This is a genomic window from Desulfosporosinus sp. (assembly GCF_014237355.1).
Taxonomy (GTDB): domain Bacteria; phylum Bacillota; class Desulfitobacteriia; order Desulfitobacteriales; family Desulfitobacteriaceae; genus Desulfosporosinus.
Window position 1 is genome coordinate 21,646 of sequence record NZ_JABZFS010000049.1, and the last position, 15,570, is coordinate 37,215.

A 15,570-nucleotide genomic window follows, 5' to 3' on the forward strand; every position below is an offset into this window, starting at 1 on the left:
ATAGGGGGTGGGATATGTATGTCCGTTCAGACAGGATCTCAAGACGAAATGAACATCATAAAAAAGGATGACGACTTAGGATTCTTATCTCAGGATATGGATAGTGAGGAACTGGAAAAACTAATCGAAATAGCTGGCTATTCATATGATTCTCTACAAGATATTTTCTATTCTACGTTGGATCCCTGGCAGAGAAAGGTTGGTTACTGTCGTTTGTATGATGAGGCGGCAGCTCCTATGGGGATGATCATAGATTGTGAACCAATTTACTTTGAATACAACGACAAAAAATGGATGATTGGCTTATGGAAAGGACAGTATGACTTAGTAACTGGTGCCGAAATAGGGGTCTATATTGGTGCATTAGATCTTAAGATACCCGGTGTTTTTATTGGTACCTTTTACAGTTGCGCAAGTGATACGGATCTCTTGCAAATGTCCTATACTTTAACGAAGAATGGTAAGACACTCTTTACAAGACAAGGAAAACACTGGTGGCTTACAGGTTTTAAGTTGGGTGAGTTTTCAGAGCCTTCAGAGCTTGTCATGAACATTAATATTACCTTAAAAGATGTACTCATGCGCGACGCCTTTGTGGTGGGTCTAAAAAATGCCGGTTATGCTGATGAGGACCTAATAATCTATTGTAATACGGTAAGCTTTAGGTTTGATATTCCACATACACCACAACCAGTGACAAGAAGACCTTCAACGGATCGACTTATACAAAAGAAAAACAAACTCTTATGCGATAAGTACCAAGAATTGACAAAGACCTTTGATAATCTGCAAGATAAACTGGGAGCCCTTGAAAAAGAGTCACCTGAAATGTATCGAAAAATTATGAATATCGGAAAGGCTAAGCCATTAGCTGAGATCTATGATTCGTTACTGAGTGTTGTGTTAGTTATGCTCGCCGTGTATCTTTCCTATAGGGTACTAAATAGTGGTGGTGAATAATCATAGTAACGAAACAGGAGCCGCCTTCATCCCACGACTTAAACCGTGGGCCTTCGGCTTCGTTTCTGTAAAGTAAAAGCAATCTCCATCATGCCTCGATGGAGATTGCTTTAATTTGAATCTTCTGTGCTTGCCGCCTCAGCCTCACTGAGGGAGGCCATTTCTAAGCTAGGCATATCATCTAGGGATCTTAAGCCAAAATGCAGTAGAAACTGTTCCGTTGTGGCGTAAAGAATTGGGCGACCCGGCCCCTCCTTGCGACCTACCTCTTTCACTAAACCCTTTTCTACTAAGGTGGCTAAAGCACGATCAGATTGCACCCCTCTGATGAAGTCCACTTCTCCCCGGGTCACCGGTTGTTTATAAGCAATAATTGACAATACTTCGAGAGCAGCATTGGAAAGAGCTTGGGCAGGCTGCTTATAAAGAGTCTCAATATAACGAGCTACTTCAGGCTTAGTCCCTAATTTATAACCGCCATTGATTTCTAGAAGGGTTAATCCACAGGAATCTATGGCGTAGCGATTGCGCAGCTCATAAAGAAGCTCTTCGATTTTCGCTAAGTCCAACTCCAGTAGTTCAACAAGCAATTCTGGAGTTAACGGGTCCTTGGCAACAAATAAAAGCGCTTCTAAGGCGGCCGTTTCCGGTTCCCTAAACAGCAATTCTATCTACTCCTCCTCTACCGTGAATTCCCACGCCTTCTTAGTTGGAAACAGCATAATATCACTTAATAAGGTAGTTTGTTCAGCTCGCACCTTTCCGGATTTCAAAAGTTCAAGCAAGGCCAGAAAAGAGACAATCATCTCCATGCGCGAGCCACTTCTCATAAGCTGACTAAAACGCATCCCTTTCGGATGAAGCACAACCCGACGCAACACATCCGCAAGCATCAGATCGATAGCAATTTCGTCCGGCTCAACATAGCGGATTTCGTCTCCACGCTCTGCGCGTTCTATGACTTTACAAAATGCTTGCCAAAGATCATCAAACTCAATCCCTTTAAGGGGATCTTCCGGTTTGACATTGGCCAATAGCCCTTCGACATTAACTTCATGATAATAGGATCGTCCTGAAGAAGTCTCTAATCCTTCTAATACTTTTGCCACTTGTTTGAAGGCTCGATAGGCAACTAACCGCTCAACGAGTTCTTGGCGTAGATCCTCCTCCTCAGCGGGATCTTGTTCGCTTTTAGGAGGTTTTGGCAAAAGTTCTCTAGACTTAATATAAAGTAGTTGGGCTGCAAGAACGAGGAATTCTGTAGTGACTTCCATGTCCATAGATTCCATCTGACGTACAACGTCCACAAACTGGTCAGCTATTCGCGCAATAGGAATATCATAAATATCTACCTTTTCTTGTTGAATAAGGGTTAACAACAAGTCAAGAGGACCCTGGTAGGCAGGAAGTTCAACTTGAGGGCTGGTGCTTTCATGCTCCATTTACAAACCCATGACGCAGCGTACTTCTTTCATGGTCTCCGAGGTTGTCACCCGCGCACGCTGGGCACCTTCTTCTAGGACTTTTTCTACCCGTCCTGGTTCTTCCCAATACGCACGTCGCTCCCTAAAGGGGCTGATCAGTTTCTCTAGATTCTCTGCAAGGTGACGTTTGCAGGCTACACAACCGATTTTTCCTGCGCGACATTTTTCTTCCACTTCAGCAACTTCTGGGGTGTAGATTTTATGAAATTTATGCACAACGCAAACTTCAGGATGCCCCGGGTCATCTTTCCGCAGTCTCTCGGGATCTGTAACCATTTGTTGTACGCGAGTCTTAATCTCTTCAGCAGAAGCTGCAAGGGAGATAGCATTATGATAGCTTTTACTCATTTTTCGTCCATCAACTCCAGGCAAGAGAGGTACTTTACCCACAAGTGCTTGGGGCTCGGGAAAGACGGTTCCGAAGAGGTGATTGAAACGACGGGCAACTTCCCGGCAAAGCTCAATGTGCGGAAGCTGATCTTCTCCAACGGGTACTACATTTGCTTTATATACTAAAATATCAGCAGCTTGTAAAAGGGGATATCCTAGAAAACCATAGGTCCCTAAGTCTTTGCCCTGCAGACTTAATTGTTGAATTTGATCCTTATAGGTTGGAACACGTTCCAACCAAGACAAGGGTGTAAACATAGAAAATAGCAAATGAAGTTCCGCGTGCTCTTTAATATCAGATTGTAAAAAGATAGCACTTTTCTGGGGGTCAATTCCCACACTAAGCCAATCTAGAGCAATTTCTCTTCTTAAACTAGGAAAGTTCAACTTATCTTCATATGCTGTTGTCAAGGCATGCAAATCAACAATTGAAAAGAAACTTTCATAATCATTCTGTAAGTTTACCCAGTTCTGAATTACACTTAGATGTCCAATATGCAACGCCCCTGTTGGACGCATTCCACTAAATATTCTACCTTTCACTATAAACAACCCCTTTAAACAATTTAGAGACACCTCTACTCCGAAAATAGGTTTATGTTGATGTCATCCCGAGCGATAGCGAAGGATCTAGGGCTTAAGATTCTTCACTTCGTTCAGAATGACAAGAGCGTACTGGATCTTTCCTTCATCAGTGGTCCCGCACAGCGGCATGGGGTCTGATAGCACTAGAAAAACGGGGTCAATATCAGCGATATGATTTTCTGATAAGCGTAAAATATCCCAATGACCGCGGGAGAAAGGATTTTCCCTAAAATATCAGTAAAGAGAAGTACAATTAAGATAATCATACCATATTGTTCAATCACCCGTAACTGAGGAGCAAATCGTTCAGGCAATAACCCCCCGAAAACAGTAAAACCGTCAAGAGGAGGGATCGGTAAGAGATTGAAAACTCCTAAGCCAAGATTCATAAGTACTGCCGACTGAAATACAAGAGAAATAATTCCGCTCCATTCGGAACCTTGAATCCCAAGCATGGTTATAAACCATAACAGCATTAGCACAAAAGCAATGACCAAATTCATGATCGAACCTGCTAAAGCAACTAATATTTGCCCTCGTCTTTTGTCTCCCCGGTAATAATGGGGATTCGTTATAACAGGCTTAGCCCAACCAAACCGATATAAAAGAGCCATGATCGTTCCAAACAGATCTAAGTGTACGAAAGGGTTTAAGGTTAAACGCCCCTGACTTCGTGGAGTTGGATCTCCTAAACGATCAGCAACCCAAGCATGGGCAAATTCATGAAAGGCAAATCCGATCATTAATGCGGGAATATTTGCAATAATGGTCGTTAAATTAAAATCGAACAAATCCCTACCCCCTTCTAACGCCGGTTATTAACCCACTGACGAGCCATTCCCTGCTCTTCCTCTGAGGAACTGATCCTACCCTCGAGCCAAGCCATGCGTACCTGATCCAGAATTTCTCCGATCTCTGGACCTTGCTTTACTCCCATCTGTATAAGAGCCTTTCCATCAAGGGACATTTTAATCCTTTGACCAGCCTCAAGGCATTCTCTTATTCGCTTATTAAACCGTTCATCCCGCGCTAAAGCGAGGACAACTCTCTTGGGGGCCTTGTTTAATAAGCGATCCATTTCACTTAAAGTTAAGGGTTCCTGTAACGACTCACGCAAGTGTACGAAGGCATTTGTTTCATCTCTAAGGGATTTATTTAGACTTACTCGTTCAAGCAGCCTTTGAATTTGGTTGGTTTCCATTTTGGAAACAGAGACTAACCACCTCATATTTAGTGACCAATCGAGACTCACCTCAGCATCATCTAGGTCAAAATTCCAAGCCAATTCCTCGCCAAACCACGCTTTGAACAAACCACTCTGAACTAGGCATTGGCCCATTGCCAGATAATTCATTTCTTTAAAAATAAGCATGATTTCCTCAGTAAAACGTTCAACACTGAGCTTGGAAAGAACGCCCGTCTCAATGGCTGTATGTAAGGCATCAAGAGTTTCTTTTGCAAAATTAAACTTATATCGTTCTGCAAATCGGATAGCTCTCAACATACGGGTTGGGTCATCAATAAAACTAATATTATGCAAAAAGCGAATCTTCCTTTGTTGTAAATCCTGCCTGCCGCCATAGTAATCGACAAGTTCTCCAAATCGCTCAGCATTAAGACAAATCGCCATAGAATTAACCGTAAAGTCCCGCCGAAACAGATCATCCCGTAGACAAGATTCCTCCACCTGGGGAAGGGCTCCCGGGAAAGAATAATGTTCCCATCTGGTACTGGCAATGTCAAGATGGCTTCCATCAGGAAAAATAATCTGGGCAGTTCCAAACTTTACATGATGAGTTAACTTTCCATTCGGTATACGACGCATCAAGGCTTGGGCAAATTGACCACCGCTGCCCTCAACGACAAAATCCAAATCTTGGGTTGGAACGGAAAGTAATAAATCTCGGACAAACCCCCCTACCAGATAGACTGAACACTCTTCTTCTCCTGCAGTATCTCTCACCGCTTCAAGAAGACTTCGTACTTCTTCGGGTAGACGGCCTATCAAATCCAAAATATCCTGACGCACAGCAGCACTGCGTTCCCGAGCAAGTTGTGCTTCAATCGGAACGGATCCACCATGAACAAGGCGTAATACATCTGACCTAGAAACAATGCCAACGAGATTGCCTTCTTCTACAACGGGCAAACGTCCGATATCATGCTGAATCATGAGTCGCTGAACTTCATCCCAAGGTGCCTCTACATCTACTGTTGCGACCCTAGTGGTCATAAAACCTTTTACAGGAGCATGTTGTAAGCCGTGTTTAATTGCCTTATCAACATCACGCCTGGAAATAATCCCTATTATATTTTGGCCTTCTGTAACCGGAACTCCTGTATGCCCATAGCGCAATAGAATTTGTTCAACCTCACCTAGCCGCGTCTCAGGAGATACGGTCTTAACTGGAAAGCTCATGATATCTCTCACAAGATGCGGTCGTTTTGCACGAGTCCGAATAGCTGAACGCAATTCTTTCAGGATCTCGGAAAGCTTAGCATCTTTGATGGTGGCAGACGCAGCTCTCTCATGTCCTGCACCTCCAAATAACTGAACTAATCCATTAACAGGCAAACCACGACCTCGAGAGCGGCCTACAATATAGACCCTGTTCTCCATCTTAACCAGCAAAAACCAAGTATCTGCGCCTTCAAGTTCTCCTACTCGATGAGCTAATAGAGCAAGTCCACCAACATACTCCTCGATCTCAGCATAGGATATATACACAGGTAGTCCATCAAAGACCTCTGTTTGTCCCTGATCTAATAACTGTTGCAAGAGTTCTTTCTGTTCCTCAGTGAGCGGGCGACGCAAATTTTTGGAGATTACCCCTAAATTCGCACCTTGTTCTAATAAATAAGCCACAGCGTGAACATCACGTACTGTGGTATTATCAAACAATAAGCTTCCGGTATCATCATAGATTCCTATAGCAATTAGTGTAGCTTCAAAGCTACTCAACGGTAACCCCATCTCCGCTAGTTTTTCAACTAGGAGGGTTGCGCAAGCCCCAACGGGTTCGATAACCATGCCTTGTTTAAGTTTTCCTGCATAAGGATGATGGTCGTAGATTTCCACCTCCACTCCAGGAAGCTTTGCTACCTTTTCCCCTAAGAATCCTACTCTATGAAGTTCATGAGTATCAACTAATATAACCCGAGAGACTTCTTCTAAATTAATATCTTGGGCCCTGCGAAACCTCAATTGATCTCTTGATAACGCCAAAAAGTCTTGAACAAAGACGCTCGGTTTCCCGTCCATGACCAAAACACTGTTTGGATAAATTTTTTGAGCAGCCACCATAGAAGCTAGCGCATCAAAATCGATTTGGCGATGTGCCAAAATGATATCCATATCTACATCCTCAAACTCCTATCCTCTTGGACTCAATCCACTTTAGGTCAATATTTAAAATTATACCATCTTTAGGTTACTTACAGCAACTTAGAAGGTTTCATTTCTATATTGAGCATTCGGAAAATGGTGTTTAAGCTGCCCTGTCGATGGTTTATCTCCCACAACCATCGAATAGACTACCATAGACAATAGAAAAATTAACAAAACAGTACTTATGGGTATCCGCTGGTTAAATAATAATCCGATTCCAGCCAATATAAGAATTAGAGGCCATAAATCGATGACATGTGTCCATAGCCCCCAGGATAAGTAGCCATAATTGAGCAGAAAGAAGATAATCCCTAACGCAATTAAGAGTAATCCTCGACTAAGGCTATCTGAGATTCTTCTCATTTTCTTCCCCCCCTCACAATTATGACGAGACCTAGGAAAATGAGAATGATCGGCCACATCTTACTCATATCAAACCAATAGGGAAACCAGCGCTCAAGCAAAAACACGATCCCCAAGACGACCAAAATTCCACCGGCAATTTTCGTGCGGTTTTCGTGATTCTCACGATTGTCAGGATACTCAGGCCTTCCAAACTCCTTAGCCGTCTCGTCGCCATTAGAAACTAGTTCCTTGACCTCAGCCCCGGCCTCACGTCTATAGGGATACCGTTCTTGTTCTGCAGGATCAATAGGTATAATCACCCAAGCTGCTAAATAGGCCAAAAAACCCACGCCCCCAGCAAATAAGGCAACTAGGGCAATAATTCGTACTAGGGTGACGTCAACTCTGAAATATTCAGCAAGACCTCCACAAACCCCTCCAATCATCTTGTCTCGCACCGACCTATAGACTCTCTCAGGCATGTTCGCTCCTCCATATCTTAGTCAAAATTTTACCTACACGTTTATTACGTATGAATGAGTGGGTTGAAATGTTTCCGATAAACTAAAAAAATAGAAGAAAACTTTTACCTGTGTAGGTAATACTTCTTCTATCTATCCTATCTTGCAGCGCCCACTTCTTCAAGTGGTATTATTATGATCCTCTTCGGTAACGTAAGTCTCCATTGGAGACTTACGTCTTATAGTCTGGTCTTCAACTTTAACCAACAATTCATTTGGATAATCGATTAATCAAATGTTCTCATTAATTTCTTCTGTCGCTTTTTCAATCTCCTCAGGAGACATTCCACTTTTGCCTAAGTTGAACTTAATAGCATCTGCCCAAAATCCGCTTTTGGCACTCATTTTTTTGAAAGCCTTGGCATTGACTTTACTCTCTTTTGCTCGTGCTTCCGCATTAGACTGCACGATGGAACAAATATAGAGAGCCTTTACGCGAGCATCATTATCCAGGTCATTAAACGTTAGGTTTAGTTCAGCAATTAGTTTCTGATAATACTGGGAAAACTCCTCAAAGGGAATTTCCGTCTCCATGTGTAAGTATTCTTTCAACTTCTCAAGCAGCTTATCCAATGTCCACCCTCCAAAAATTTACCTTCAAAATGAATCCTATATAGTATATAACCGTTTAACTAAAATGACAAGGGACTGTATTGGGGGAAAATTTGTGGATTGCCCTACTGAAAAAATACTGAAGCTGTTTTCCCCTCTTCTATTAACCGCTTTACAAGGGCAGGTGCCTTCCGAGGATTTACTTTCCAATAACTAACATCCTCTTCAATAAGAAAATTACCCGGTAAGGTCTGAGAGTTAATGTCTGGATTTTTAAAGCGCAGCAAAATATTTGACAGTGACCAAAGTTGCCCTACGGAAAGGTTGGTTTCTGTACATTTGGTAATCTGTGAAATCAGCCCCGGCAATTTTGGCAAGGTCTTAACTTGCAGAAACTCCTTCTGAACTGCTTTTAGAACGGATTGTTGCCGTGCAGTTCTTGAAATATCTGCCAAAGCATCTTGACGGAACCTTGCATATTGTAAGGCCTGAGTGCCATTTACACGCTGAGTACCCTTTTTCAAGTTGATAATACCATCTTCCTTGTCTCCTGTAACATAATACATGTCTTTATCAATCGTAAGAGTGATTCCTCCAAGAGTATCAATAATTGACTTGAATCCTGTGAAATTCGTTAGAACATAGCCATCGATAGGTTGGCCTATTAGTTCTTCAACTAGGGCTTCAGTTGTCTTAAGACCTTTACCTAATCGTGCAGCAGCATTGATTTTCCCCTTCCCATAACCAGGAATATTAACCTGTGTATCTCGGGGGATAGAGAGAAGAGTGACTTGACCATTCTCAGTATTGATACTGGCTACCAAAAGAGTATCCGTGTTACTGATGGTTGTTTCATTAGGTCGTTGATCTACACCTACTAAGAGTACTGAAAAGTGCTTTTTATTATAGGCGAGGATTGTCTCTTCAACGTCATCATTAGTATTATGAAGCATCGGATCTGGACTATCATTAGACCTGGAAGCTTCTGTCTCAAGGTCTTCTATATCTTGGGCTTCTTCTGTTATTTGGTTGTAGTTTGTCTCACCTTGATCGACTAAACTTGTTTCGATTGGGTTTTCCTTTTCCAGTCGGTTTGATTCTTCCCTCATCTTGGCGAGAGTAAGAGGGGTTTTTTCATTTCCAATAACCTGATTTGCCAGGAAAAACCCTAATACTAAGCTCATTCCTAAAAAGAATCCCAGCAGTAAGGGTTTTGTGTAGACTTCAATGACCCGGAAAAGCGTTTTAGCAGAGTTTTTAGTTTCTTTCATCCGAGTCCACTCCATTCTAACTCTTTTCCTTTAGCATCAAACAATCTCCTCGTAAATATTCCTGATCTGTAGCAAAAAAAAGAGAATAATCTTGGAAACCCTTATTGTTACGATCTTGATTTTGAATTCTTTACAAAAGGTAGCAGTTTGGAAAATATATACATATAATACCAATACAAGAGCTTCAGTCTTGATTTCTTAATCTTGGTATTTACAAAACCGATGTTCAATTAGAAAGGGGAGACGTGAATTGAATCATGGATACTCCCGTGTCAATACACCTGTTCTAAGGAATCCATGCCTCTTTCATCATTACTCAACTCGATCCACACCCACATATTATCCCCCGCAACAAGTCAATGCTAATAGAAGCAACGCCTATCACCCTACACCCTCTCTCTATACTCCTCAATCTTCCTACAGAGTTCAATCTCCTTACAGCGTTCTATCACCCAAGCCCTATGCCCCGCAACCTTATCCTTATTATCCTGCCCCATCCGGATACCCAAGCCCTTCCCCTATTCCCCTCTCCTCTTATTCTGTTCCCGCCTTTTCTTATGCACCAACGGTTTCCTCTAAAGGATTGGTCATTGTTCTGATCGCAACCCTTATCTTGGTTGCCCTCGATCTTGTCATTGTTCGTCCACAAAAAAGGACGTATTACGTTAATTAAACGTGCATACGTCCTTTTCTGTGCCATCCCGGTTCTGTCATAACCTTACTTGTTTAAGTTTTCTAACTGGACTCCTTCAACTAAAGATCAAGAAGTTATCTGCTTGCTATTTGCACTTGCTTTAACCGTTCAGGCAAAACATCGTTTCTCAACAAATCCGAGTGAGTTTCACGTTTTACAATGACATCCCCATGACCGTCCTTTACCAGGATAACCTCCGGTCGTGGAAGCAGATTGTAATTGGAGGACATAGAATAGTTATAGGCCCCCGTTGATAAAACGGCAAGCAGGTCCCCCGAGTTTATCTTTGGCAAATCGATATCCCAAATTAACATATCTCCGGACTCACAACACTTTCCTGTAATAGAAACAGTCTCCGTTGCTTCTTCATTCGATCGGTTCGCAACAACTGCCTCATAACGGGCTTGATAAAGTGAAGGACGAGGATTATCTGTCATACCTCCATCAACGGCAACATATTTACGAATCCCTGGAATTTCTTTGATTGAACCTATTGAATAAAGGGTTATTCCAGCTGTTCCCACGATTGAACGCCCCGGCTCAACTATAATTTTAGGGCGTGGGAAATTCAAACTTTGGCAAGCCTCCTCTACAGCAGCTTGAACCGTTCTAGCATAATCCGATATTTTAGCGGGTTCATCACCAGAGGCATAGTATATCCCAAATCCCCCACCTAGGTTCAATTCCTGTAGAAGGCAATTCCTGCGCGCATAAACACTTGCCATATACTTGATCATAATCCGAACTTCATGCCGATAGGAATCTAATTCAAAGATCTGCGACCCGATATGAGCATGAAGCCCTTTAACCACGAGATTGGAGTAATCTAACACTAAATCGAGTGCTTGGTCTGCAGTACCGTCCGATAACGTAAAACCGAATTTAGAATCGATTTGACCTGTTTGTATATACTCATGTGTATGCGCTTCAATTCCAGGGGTTATGCGAAGGAGAATGTCAACTTGTTGATTCAACTCTTTAGCTAAATCATTGAGTAGGCTCATCTCATAAAAATTATCAACGACAATTCTCCCTACTCCGGAATTGATCGCCATCGACAATTCTTCTTTGGACTTATTATTGCCATGTAAGTAAATATTTTTCACTGGAAAATTAGCTTGAAGGGCCGTGTAGAGCTCTCCCCCGGAGACCACATCTAAACCTAAACCCTCTTCTTCAATAATTCGGCACATTGCCAAGGTTAAAAATGCTTTTGATGCATAAATAACTTCTGCATTCTCCATACCTCTGACAAAGGAACGATGATATTGCTGGCAAGTGTCACGAATGTGGGCTTCATCCATGATGTATAAGGGGGTTCCAAACTCTCTAGCCAGTTCAACCGTATCGCATCCGCCTATTTCCAAATGACCCTGCTGATTTATGACTTGGGTTCCGTGCAACCTCACACTTTATGCCTCCTTCTCAAGGGTCCTCATATATTCGATACCTCTGCCACACTCCTAAAGAGATGAGGTAGTAAATCTTATTAAGAATAATAGACTTCATGCCATATGTTAATTTTTGCTACCCGGTGATGAATTTCAAAATCAAGCAATAAAAAAGTACTCTAAATAGGAAATAGCCCCTAAAAATCTGCACAGGTGAACCTCAGAACTCTAGGATAAGAAAAACGCTACGCGTCTTTTTACTATACATCTCTGCTATAAAAGCAACTTAAGCGCTATGTCATCCTGAAGGAGGGACGACTGAAGGATCTAGGTCCTTCGCTGCGCTCAGGATGACATGAGTGAAGAGGACCCTAAAGTTATACTTTATGATACGTAAAAATAGACGGTTTTTTAGCAATCACTTATATTCTAAAACCGTCTATTTATAATTTGAGGATCATCTTGACCCACTCTGTTTAACCTTATCCCTAACTCGCTAAGCTCCCCGTTTTTCTTCTTTTTGTTTTTCTTCTTTTAGGTTTACTTCACTTGTACCAGTAATAGTTCCGGTAACCCCTGCACCCGACCACTTGCCGCAGCGGTCTCCCCATCTGGCCAAGCTCGCTCCATCTTGTGTGATCTCAACAACTTCACATCGATTTGCACACCCTGTACAATCGAAGCTTTTCGCTTGGAATTGAGTCTCACCTAGATTTAAGCCACGAAATTGGGTCAATGTACCTGGACGTGATCCTACTTTTTCCTGAGCGAGATAAGCCGCACCTAAGGCACCCATGACGTCATAATTTTCGGGTACTATAATGGATTGACCTATCTCTTCTTCAAAGGCTTTACATATGCCTGGGTTGGCAGCCACACCCCCTTGGAAAAAGATAGGACCTCGAATGTCTTTGTTTTTACCGACATTGTTTAAATAATTCCGCACCATGGCCTGGCAAAGTCCTGCTAATATATCAGGAAGTGAATGCCCTAGCTGCTGTTTGTGAATCATATCGGATTCCGCGAAAACTGAGCAGCGTCCGGCAATCCTAACCGGATTTTTCGCTTCAAGGGCTAGAGGACCAAATTCCTCAATCTTAATTCCTAATCTAGAGGCCTGTTGATCAAGAAACGATCCTGTTCCGGCTGCACAAACGGTATTCATGGCAAAATCGGAGACAACACCGTCTCGGAGAATAATGATCTTAGAATCCTGTCCGCCAATTTCAAGGATGGTTTGCACTTGAGGGTTAACTCTAGAAGCGGCTACTGCATGAGCCGTTATCTCATTTTTCACCACATCAGCTCCTAATAACGTTGCCGCAAGCTGACGGGCACTGCCAGTAGCTCCCACGCCGATGATTTCAGCTGATTTCCCTATCTTAGACCTAATTTGTTTAATCCCTTCTTGAATGATTTGCATCGGACGTCCTTGTGTTCTTAGATAAAGCGCTTCTTTCACGGTATTGTCCGGTCTGAGTAAGACCATATTTGTGCTAACTGACCCAACATCAACACCAAGAAAGTATTTATCATCCACCAACACTTAACACTCCTTCTCTTGTTTCAATGCTCTCTCGCAGATGACGCGGACGTTCAAGCAGGTCAACGTAGGCTTCTAAGCGAGTTTGTATTCCTGCATGACCCGTATGCTCATCGACGATAAGCGTCATAATCGGTATATTATAAGCTTCTTGAACCTTCGGCAAAACACTGGCTGCTACAATTTCTGGCATACAAGACAACGGAAACACTTGAATGATTCCATCATACCCTTCCCGTGCATACTTTACGGCAGCACCAACAGTTTCCACACCATGCCCCCCTACAAAATGCGGCAAAAAGGGCTTAGCATGCCTAGGATAGGATCTAATTGAGCGATAGCCTGGTGCGATCCCTCGAAAGATATGACTTCCGACCCACCCTGAAAGATAAATAGAACGATCTACTTCCACCCCTAAGCGTCCGAGTTCTTCCTCTATACCCACTGAACTAAAGGGATCAAGAATTGTATATATCTCACCAACAATTCCAATTCTCAAGGGTTTATTAATTCTCTCTGAATTATTGACTGCCTCTTGACGTTCACGAATGCTCTCCTGCACCCAACGAACCGTATCCTGAATCCCTTTTTCCGACATTGTCTGGGCAAGCCGCTCCCTGGCCTGTTCATATAATTTTTCTGTAAGGATAGGTTCTGGAAGCCTCGGTCGAGCTGCGTGGATCAAATCTTCGACTCGGTCTAAAGCAACACTTTTTAAATAGGCAAATCGCATAGCTTTTAAAATCTTTGTCCAGGAATTCTTCGATCCAGCTAAAAAACGAATACGTTTGCCCAAGCCCAGTAAACTTCCATCAGGTGGTTCAAGTGTAACAACTTCGTAGTTATACCCAGCGTCGCGAAGGATCTGTCGTTCCACTTCCCCATAATAGCCAAATCGGCACGGGCCAATTCCTCCAGTAATTACAATCGTGTCCGCTCCTTGGCTAGCGGCCTCCAGATAATTGCCAAGGTTTAATTTTAATGGTAAACAGGCGGATTCTGGTGATAATTTTGTACCTAAATTTAACGTCCGTTTACTATTGAAGGGCGGGACTACGACCTCAACATTGAGGGATTCAAACAGTGTTTGAATTACGATCCAAGCATTCCCCATATGTGGAAACGTAACCTTCATGGGCCCTCCTCCTTTCCACCATATCCAAAAATGCTTCCAGCCGAGTGACTAAACCCGCCTCACCGCTATGTTCGTCTAAAGTAACCACCATATAGGGTTTATGTTGTTCTCTAGCTTTGTGTGATACAAGTTCTTGTACCATAGAGTCCGTTCCACATCCAAAACAAGTAAGATATATTATTCCATCAACCTTTTGATCCGCAACAAACTTCTTACCCGCACCATAGATTTGCTTCGAGTGACTCCAGAATAACTTTTTCCTCAGTCCAGATAAATGTCTCTTTACTTCTTCTTGATTAACGTTTTGAACTAATTCAACCGTTGCTTTCTCTCGAAGCCTTTTAAGAAGGTTTAGGTTGGCATAGGACTCGTGGGTTAAATAAGAATGACCAACTAAACCAATTCTCAGACGTTCCGTAGTCTTCTGATCAACTATCCGAGACTCAGGCGTATATTTGGATGTCCTGGCTGGCAGTTTTGCCAATACACGGTCTTTCAATCTAACGAGGGTGGGCACTTGATCACTTTCCGTTGAGTTCTTCCTAGCCCGGTTAATTTCTCGGATACTCTCCTCAAAATTCCACTCTGCTCCCATAGAGTCTTGATAGTTTTGCTGCCATTCTATACCTTGGCTGAAGGCCTTACGTATATCGGCCTTGCTTTTACCCAGTTGCTCTCCCAAAACCTCCAGGTCCTTCAGTACCTGACGCTTACCCTTTCGCCAGTTTAGATTGACGGTTAGGACGGACATTCCTGGAGGAATGGCCGGAAGCATGCTTTCCGGAATGCCAAGAAATTTCGGACAGGTGTAAGTATCTGCCTCGACACTAACGATACGGGGCAGAAAAATCCAATCAACATCCTTAAAGGCTTGAATATGTCCTGCTAAAAGTTTGAGGGGTAAACAGGTCTCATCACTAGCTTTTTTCAAACCTTGATCCATAATTTGTCGATGGGTGGGCGGTGAAGTCACTACTTCAATATCTAAGCAATGAAAAAAGCCAGCCCAAAAAGGATAGTAGTCAAAATAATATAGAGCACGTGGAAACCCAATTCTCACTAAGCTTGCATCCTTTCATATACCTTCCAAATTGTAAGATTTTTTCAAAAGTTTATTCTATCATCCTGTCGTTAGCGAAGGATCTAGATCCTTCAGTCGTCCCTCCTTCAGGATGACATAGCCCTTAGTTGCTTTCATAGCAATGACATTGCCCTCAATTACAGTCCCTTTGTATGATAAGTAAACCATCCTATTCCAGAATACAATTTTCAAGACTTATAAGTGTACCAGAATCGAACCTCGCACATCGA

At 42.6% G+C, this 15,570-nt stretch carries 14 protein-coding genes; 1 reads left to right on the plus strand and 13 read right to left on the minus strand.

What is annotated here, in order from left to right; translation table 11 throughout:
- Positions 1-18 precede the first annotated feature (18 nt).
- Positions 19-960 (plus strand): DUF4474 domain-containing protein, encoded by a 942-nt coding sequence (locus HGJ98_RS10025; RefSeq protein ID WP_291350980.1) that lies wholly within the window; start codon positions 19-21, stop codon positions 958-960.
- A 110-nt stretch (positions 961-1,070) separates the two neighbouring features.
- Here the strand turns inward: HGJ98_RS10025 and scpB are convergent, their stop codons facing one another.
- The 13 genes from scpB to HGJ98_RS10090 form a co-directional block, all read right to left on the minus strand.
- On the minus strand, positions 1,071-1,625 hold the full coding sequence (gene scpB / locus HGJ98_RS10030) for an SMC-Scp complex subunit ScpB (RefSeq protein WP_291350982.1): 555 nt from the start codon (positions 1,623-1,625) through the stop codon (positions 1,071-1,073).
- 6 nt (positions 1,626-1,631) lie between these two features.
- A complete protein-coding gene (locus HGJ98_RS10035) occupies positions 1,632-2,402 on the minus strand; it encodes a segregation/condensation protein A (protein ID WP_291350984.1) in 771 nt (256 codons plus the stop codon).
- On the minus strand, positions 2,403-3,377 hold the full coding sequence (gene trpS, locus HGJ98_RS10040; RefSeq protein WP_291350986.1) for a tryptophan--tRNA ligase: 975 nt from the start codon (positions 3,375-3,377) through the stop codon (positions 2,403-2,405). It lies immediately after the preceding gene.
- Between the two features lie 185 nt (positions 3,378-3,562).
- The gene (locus HGJ98_RS10045; RefSeq protein ID WP_291350987.1) at positions 3,563-4,210 is read right to left on the minus strand and encodes a site-2 protease family protein; all 648 of its coding nucleotides are present in this window, start codon (positions 4,208-4,210) and stop codon (positions 3,563-3,565) included.
- A 14-nt stretch (positions 4,211-4,224) separates the two neighbouring features.
- Positions 4,225-6,774, minus strand: coding sequence for a CBS domain-containing protein (locus tag HGJ98_RS10050; RefSeq protein ID WP_291350988.1), 2,550 nt, complete (start codon positions 6,772-6,774; stop codon positions 4,225-4,227).
- A 90-nt stretch (positions 6,775-6,864) separates the two neighbouring features.
- A complete protein-coding gene (locus HGJ98_RS10055; protein WP_291350990.1) occupies positions 6,865-7,170 on the minus strand; it encodes a DUF5668 domain-containing protein in 306 nt (101 codons plus the stop codon).
- The gene (locus HGJ98_RS10060; protein WP_291350992.1) at positions 7,167-7,634 is read right to left on the minus strand and encodes a PspC domain-containing protein; all 468 of its coding nucleotides are present in this window, start codon (positions 7,632-7,634) and stop codon (positions 7,167-7,169) included. The genes HGJ98_RS10055 and HGJ98_RS10060 overlap by 4 nt, the downstream gene beginning before the upstream one ends.
- A gap of 270 nt (positions 7,635-7,904) precedes the next feature.
- Positions 7,905-8,246 carry a hypothetical protein gene (locus HGJ98_RS10065; protein ID WP_291350993.1) on the minus strand — a complete coding sequence of 114 codons (342 nt, stop codon included), beginning with the start codon at positions 8,244-8,246 and terminating at the stop codon, positions 7,905-7,907.
- Between the two features lie 104 nt (positions 8,247-8,350).
- The gene (locus tag HGJ98_RS10070; RefSeq protein WP_291350995.1) at positions 8,351-9,496 is read right to left on the minus strand and encodes an LCP family protein; all 1,146 of its coding nucleotides are present in this window, start codon (positions 9,494-9,496) and stop codon (positions 8,351-8,353) included.
- A 768-nt stretch (positions 9,497-10,264) separates the two neighbouring features.
- Entirely contained in the window at positions 10,265-11,599 is a 1,335-nt protein-coding gene (lysA, locus tag HGJ98_RS10075; RefSeq protein WP_291350996.1) for a diaminopimelate decarboxylase, read from the minus strand.
- Positions 11,600-12,077: 478 nt separating this feature from the next.
- Positions 12,078-13,124, minus strand: a complete 1,047-nt coding sequence (locus tag HGJ98_RS10080; RefSeq protein WP_291350998.1) for an acyl-CoA dehydratase activase — start codon at positions 13,122-13,124, stop codon at positions 12,078-12,080.
- Positions 13,114-14,259: a CoA protein activase gene (locus tag HGJ98_RS10085; RefSeq protein WP_291351000.1), complete on the minus strand. Its 1,146-nt coding sequence runs from the start codon at positions 14,257-14,259 to the stop codon at positions 13,114-13,116. The genes HGJ98_RS10080 and HGJ98_RS10085 overlap by 11 nt, the downstream gene beginning before the upstream one ends.
- Positions 14,201-15,319 (minus strand): acyl-CoA dehydratase activase-related protein, encoded by a 1,119-nt coding sequence (locus HGJ98_RS10090; RefSeq protein WP_291351001.1) that lies wholly within the window; start codon positions 15,317-15,319, stop codon positions 14,201-14,203. Before HGJ98_RS10090 ends, HGJ98_RS10085 begins: the two co-directional genes overlap by 59 nt.
- Positions 15,320-15,570 lie beyond the last annotated feature (251 nt).

Bases quoted from the DNA above. Each gene is read 5' to 3' on its own strand.
- HGJ98_RS10025 (WP_291350980.1), top strand. From the start codon at position 19: ATGTCCGTTCAGACAGGATCTCAAGACGAAATGAACATCATAAAAAAG.
- HGJ98_RS10035 (WP_291350984.1), bottom strand. From the start codon at position 2,402: ATGGAGCATGAAAGCACCAGCCCTCAAGTTGAACTTCCTGCCTACCAG.
- HGJ98_RS10050 (WP_291350988.1), bottom strand. From the start codon at position 6,774: ATGGATATCATTTTGGCACATCGCCAAATCGATTTTGATGCGCTAGCT.
- HGJ98_RS10055 (WP_291350990.1), bottom strand. From the start codon at position 7,170: ATGAGAAGAATCTCAGATAGCCTTAGTCGAGGATTACTCTTAATTGCG.
- HGJ98_RS10060 (WP_291350992.1), bottom strand. From the start codon at position 7,634: ATGCCTGAGAGAGTCTATAGGTCGGTGCGAGACAAGATGATTGGAGGG.
- HGJ98_RS10070 (WP_291350995.1), bottom strand. From the start codon at position 9,496: ATGAAAGAAACTAAAAACTCTGCTAAAACGCTTTTCCGGGTCATTGAA.
- HGJ98_RS10085 (WP_291351000.1), bottom strand. From the start codon at position 14,259: ATGAAGGTTACGTTTCCACATATGGGGAATGCTTGGATCGTAATTCAA.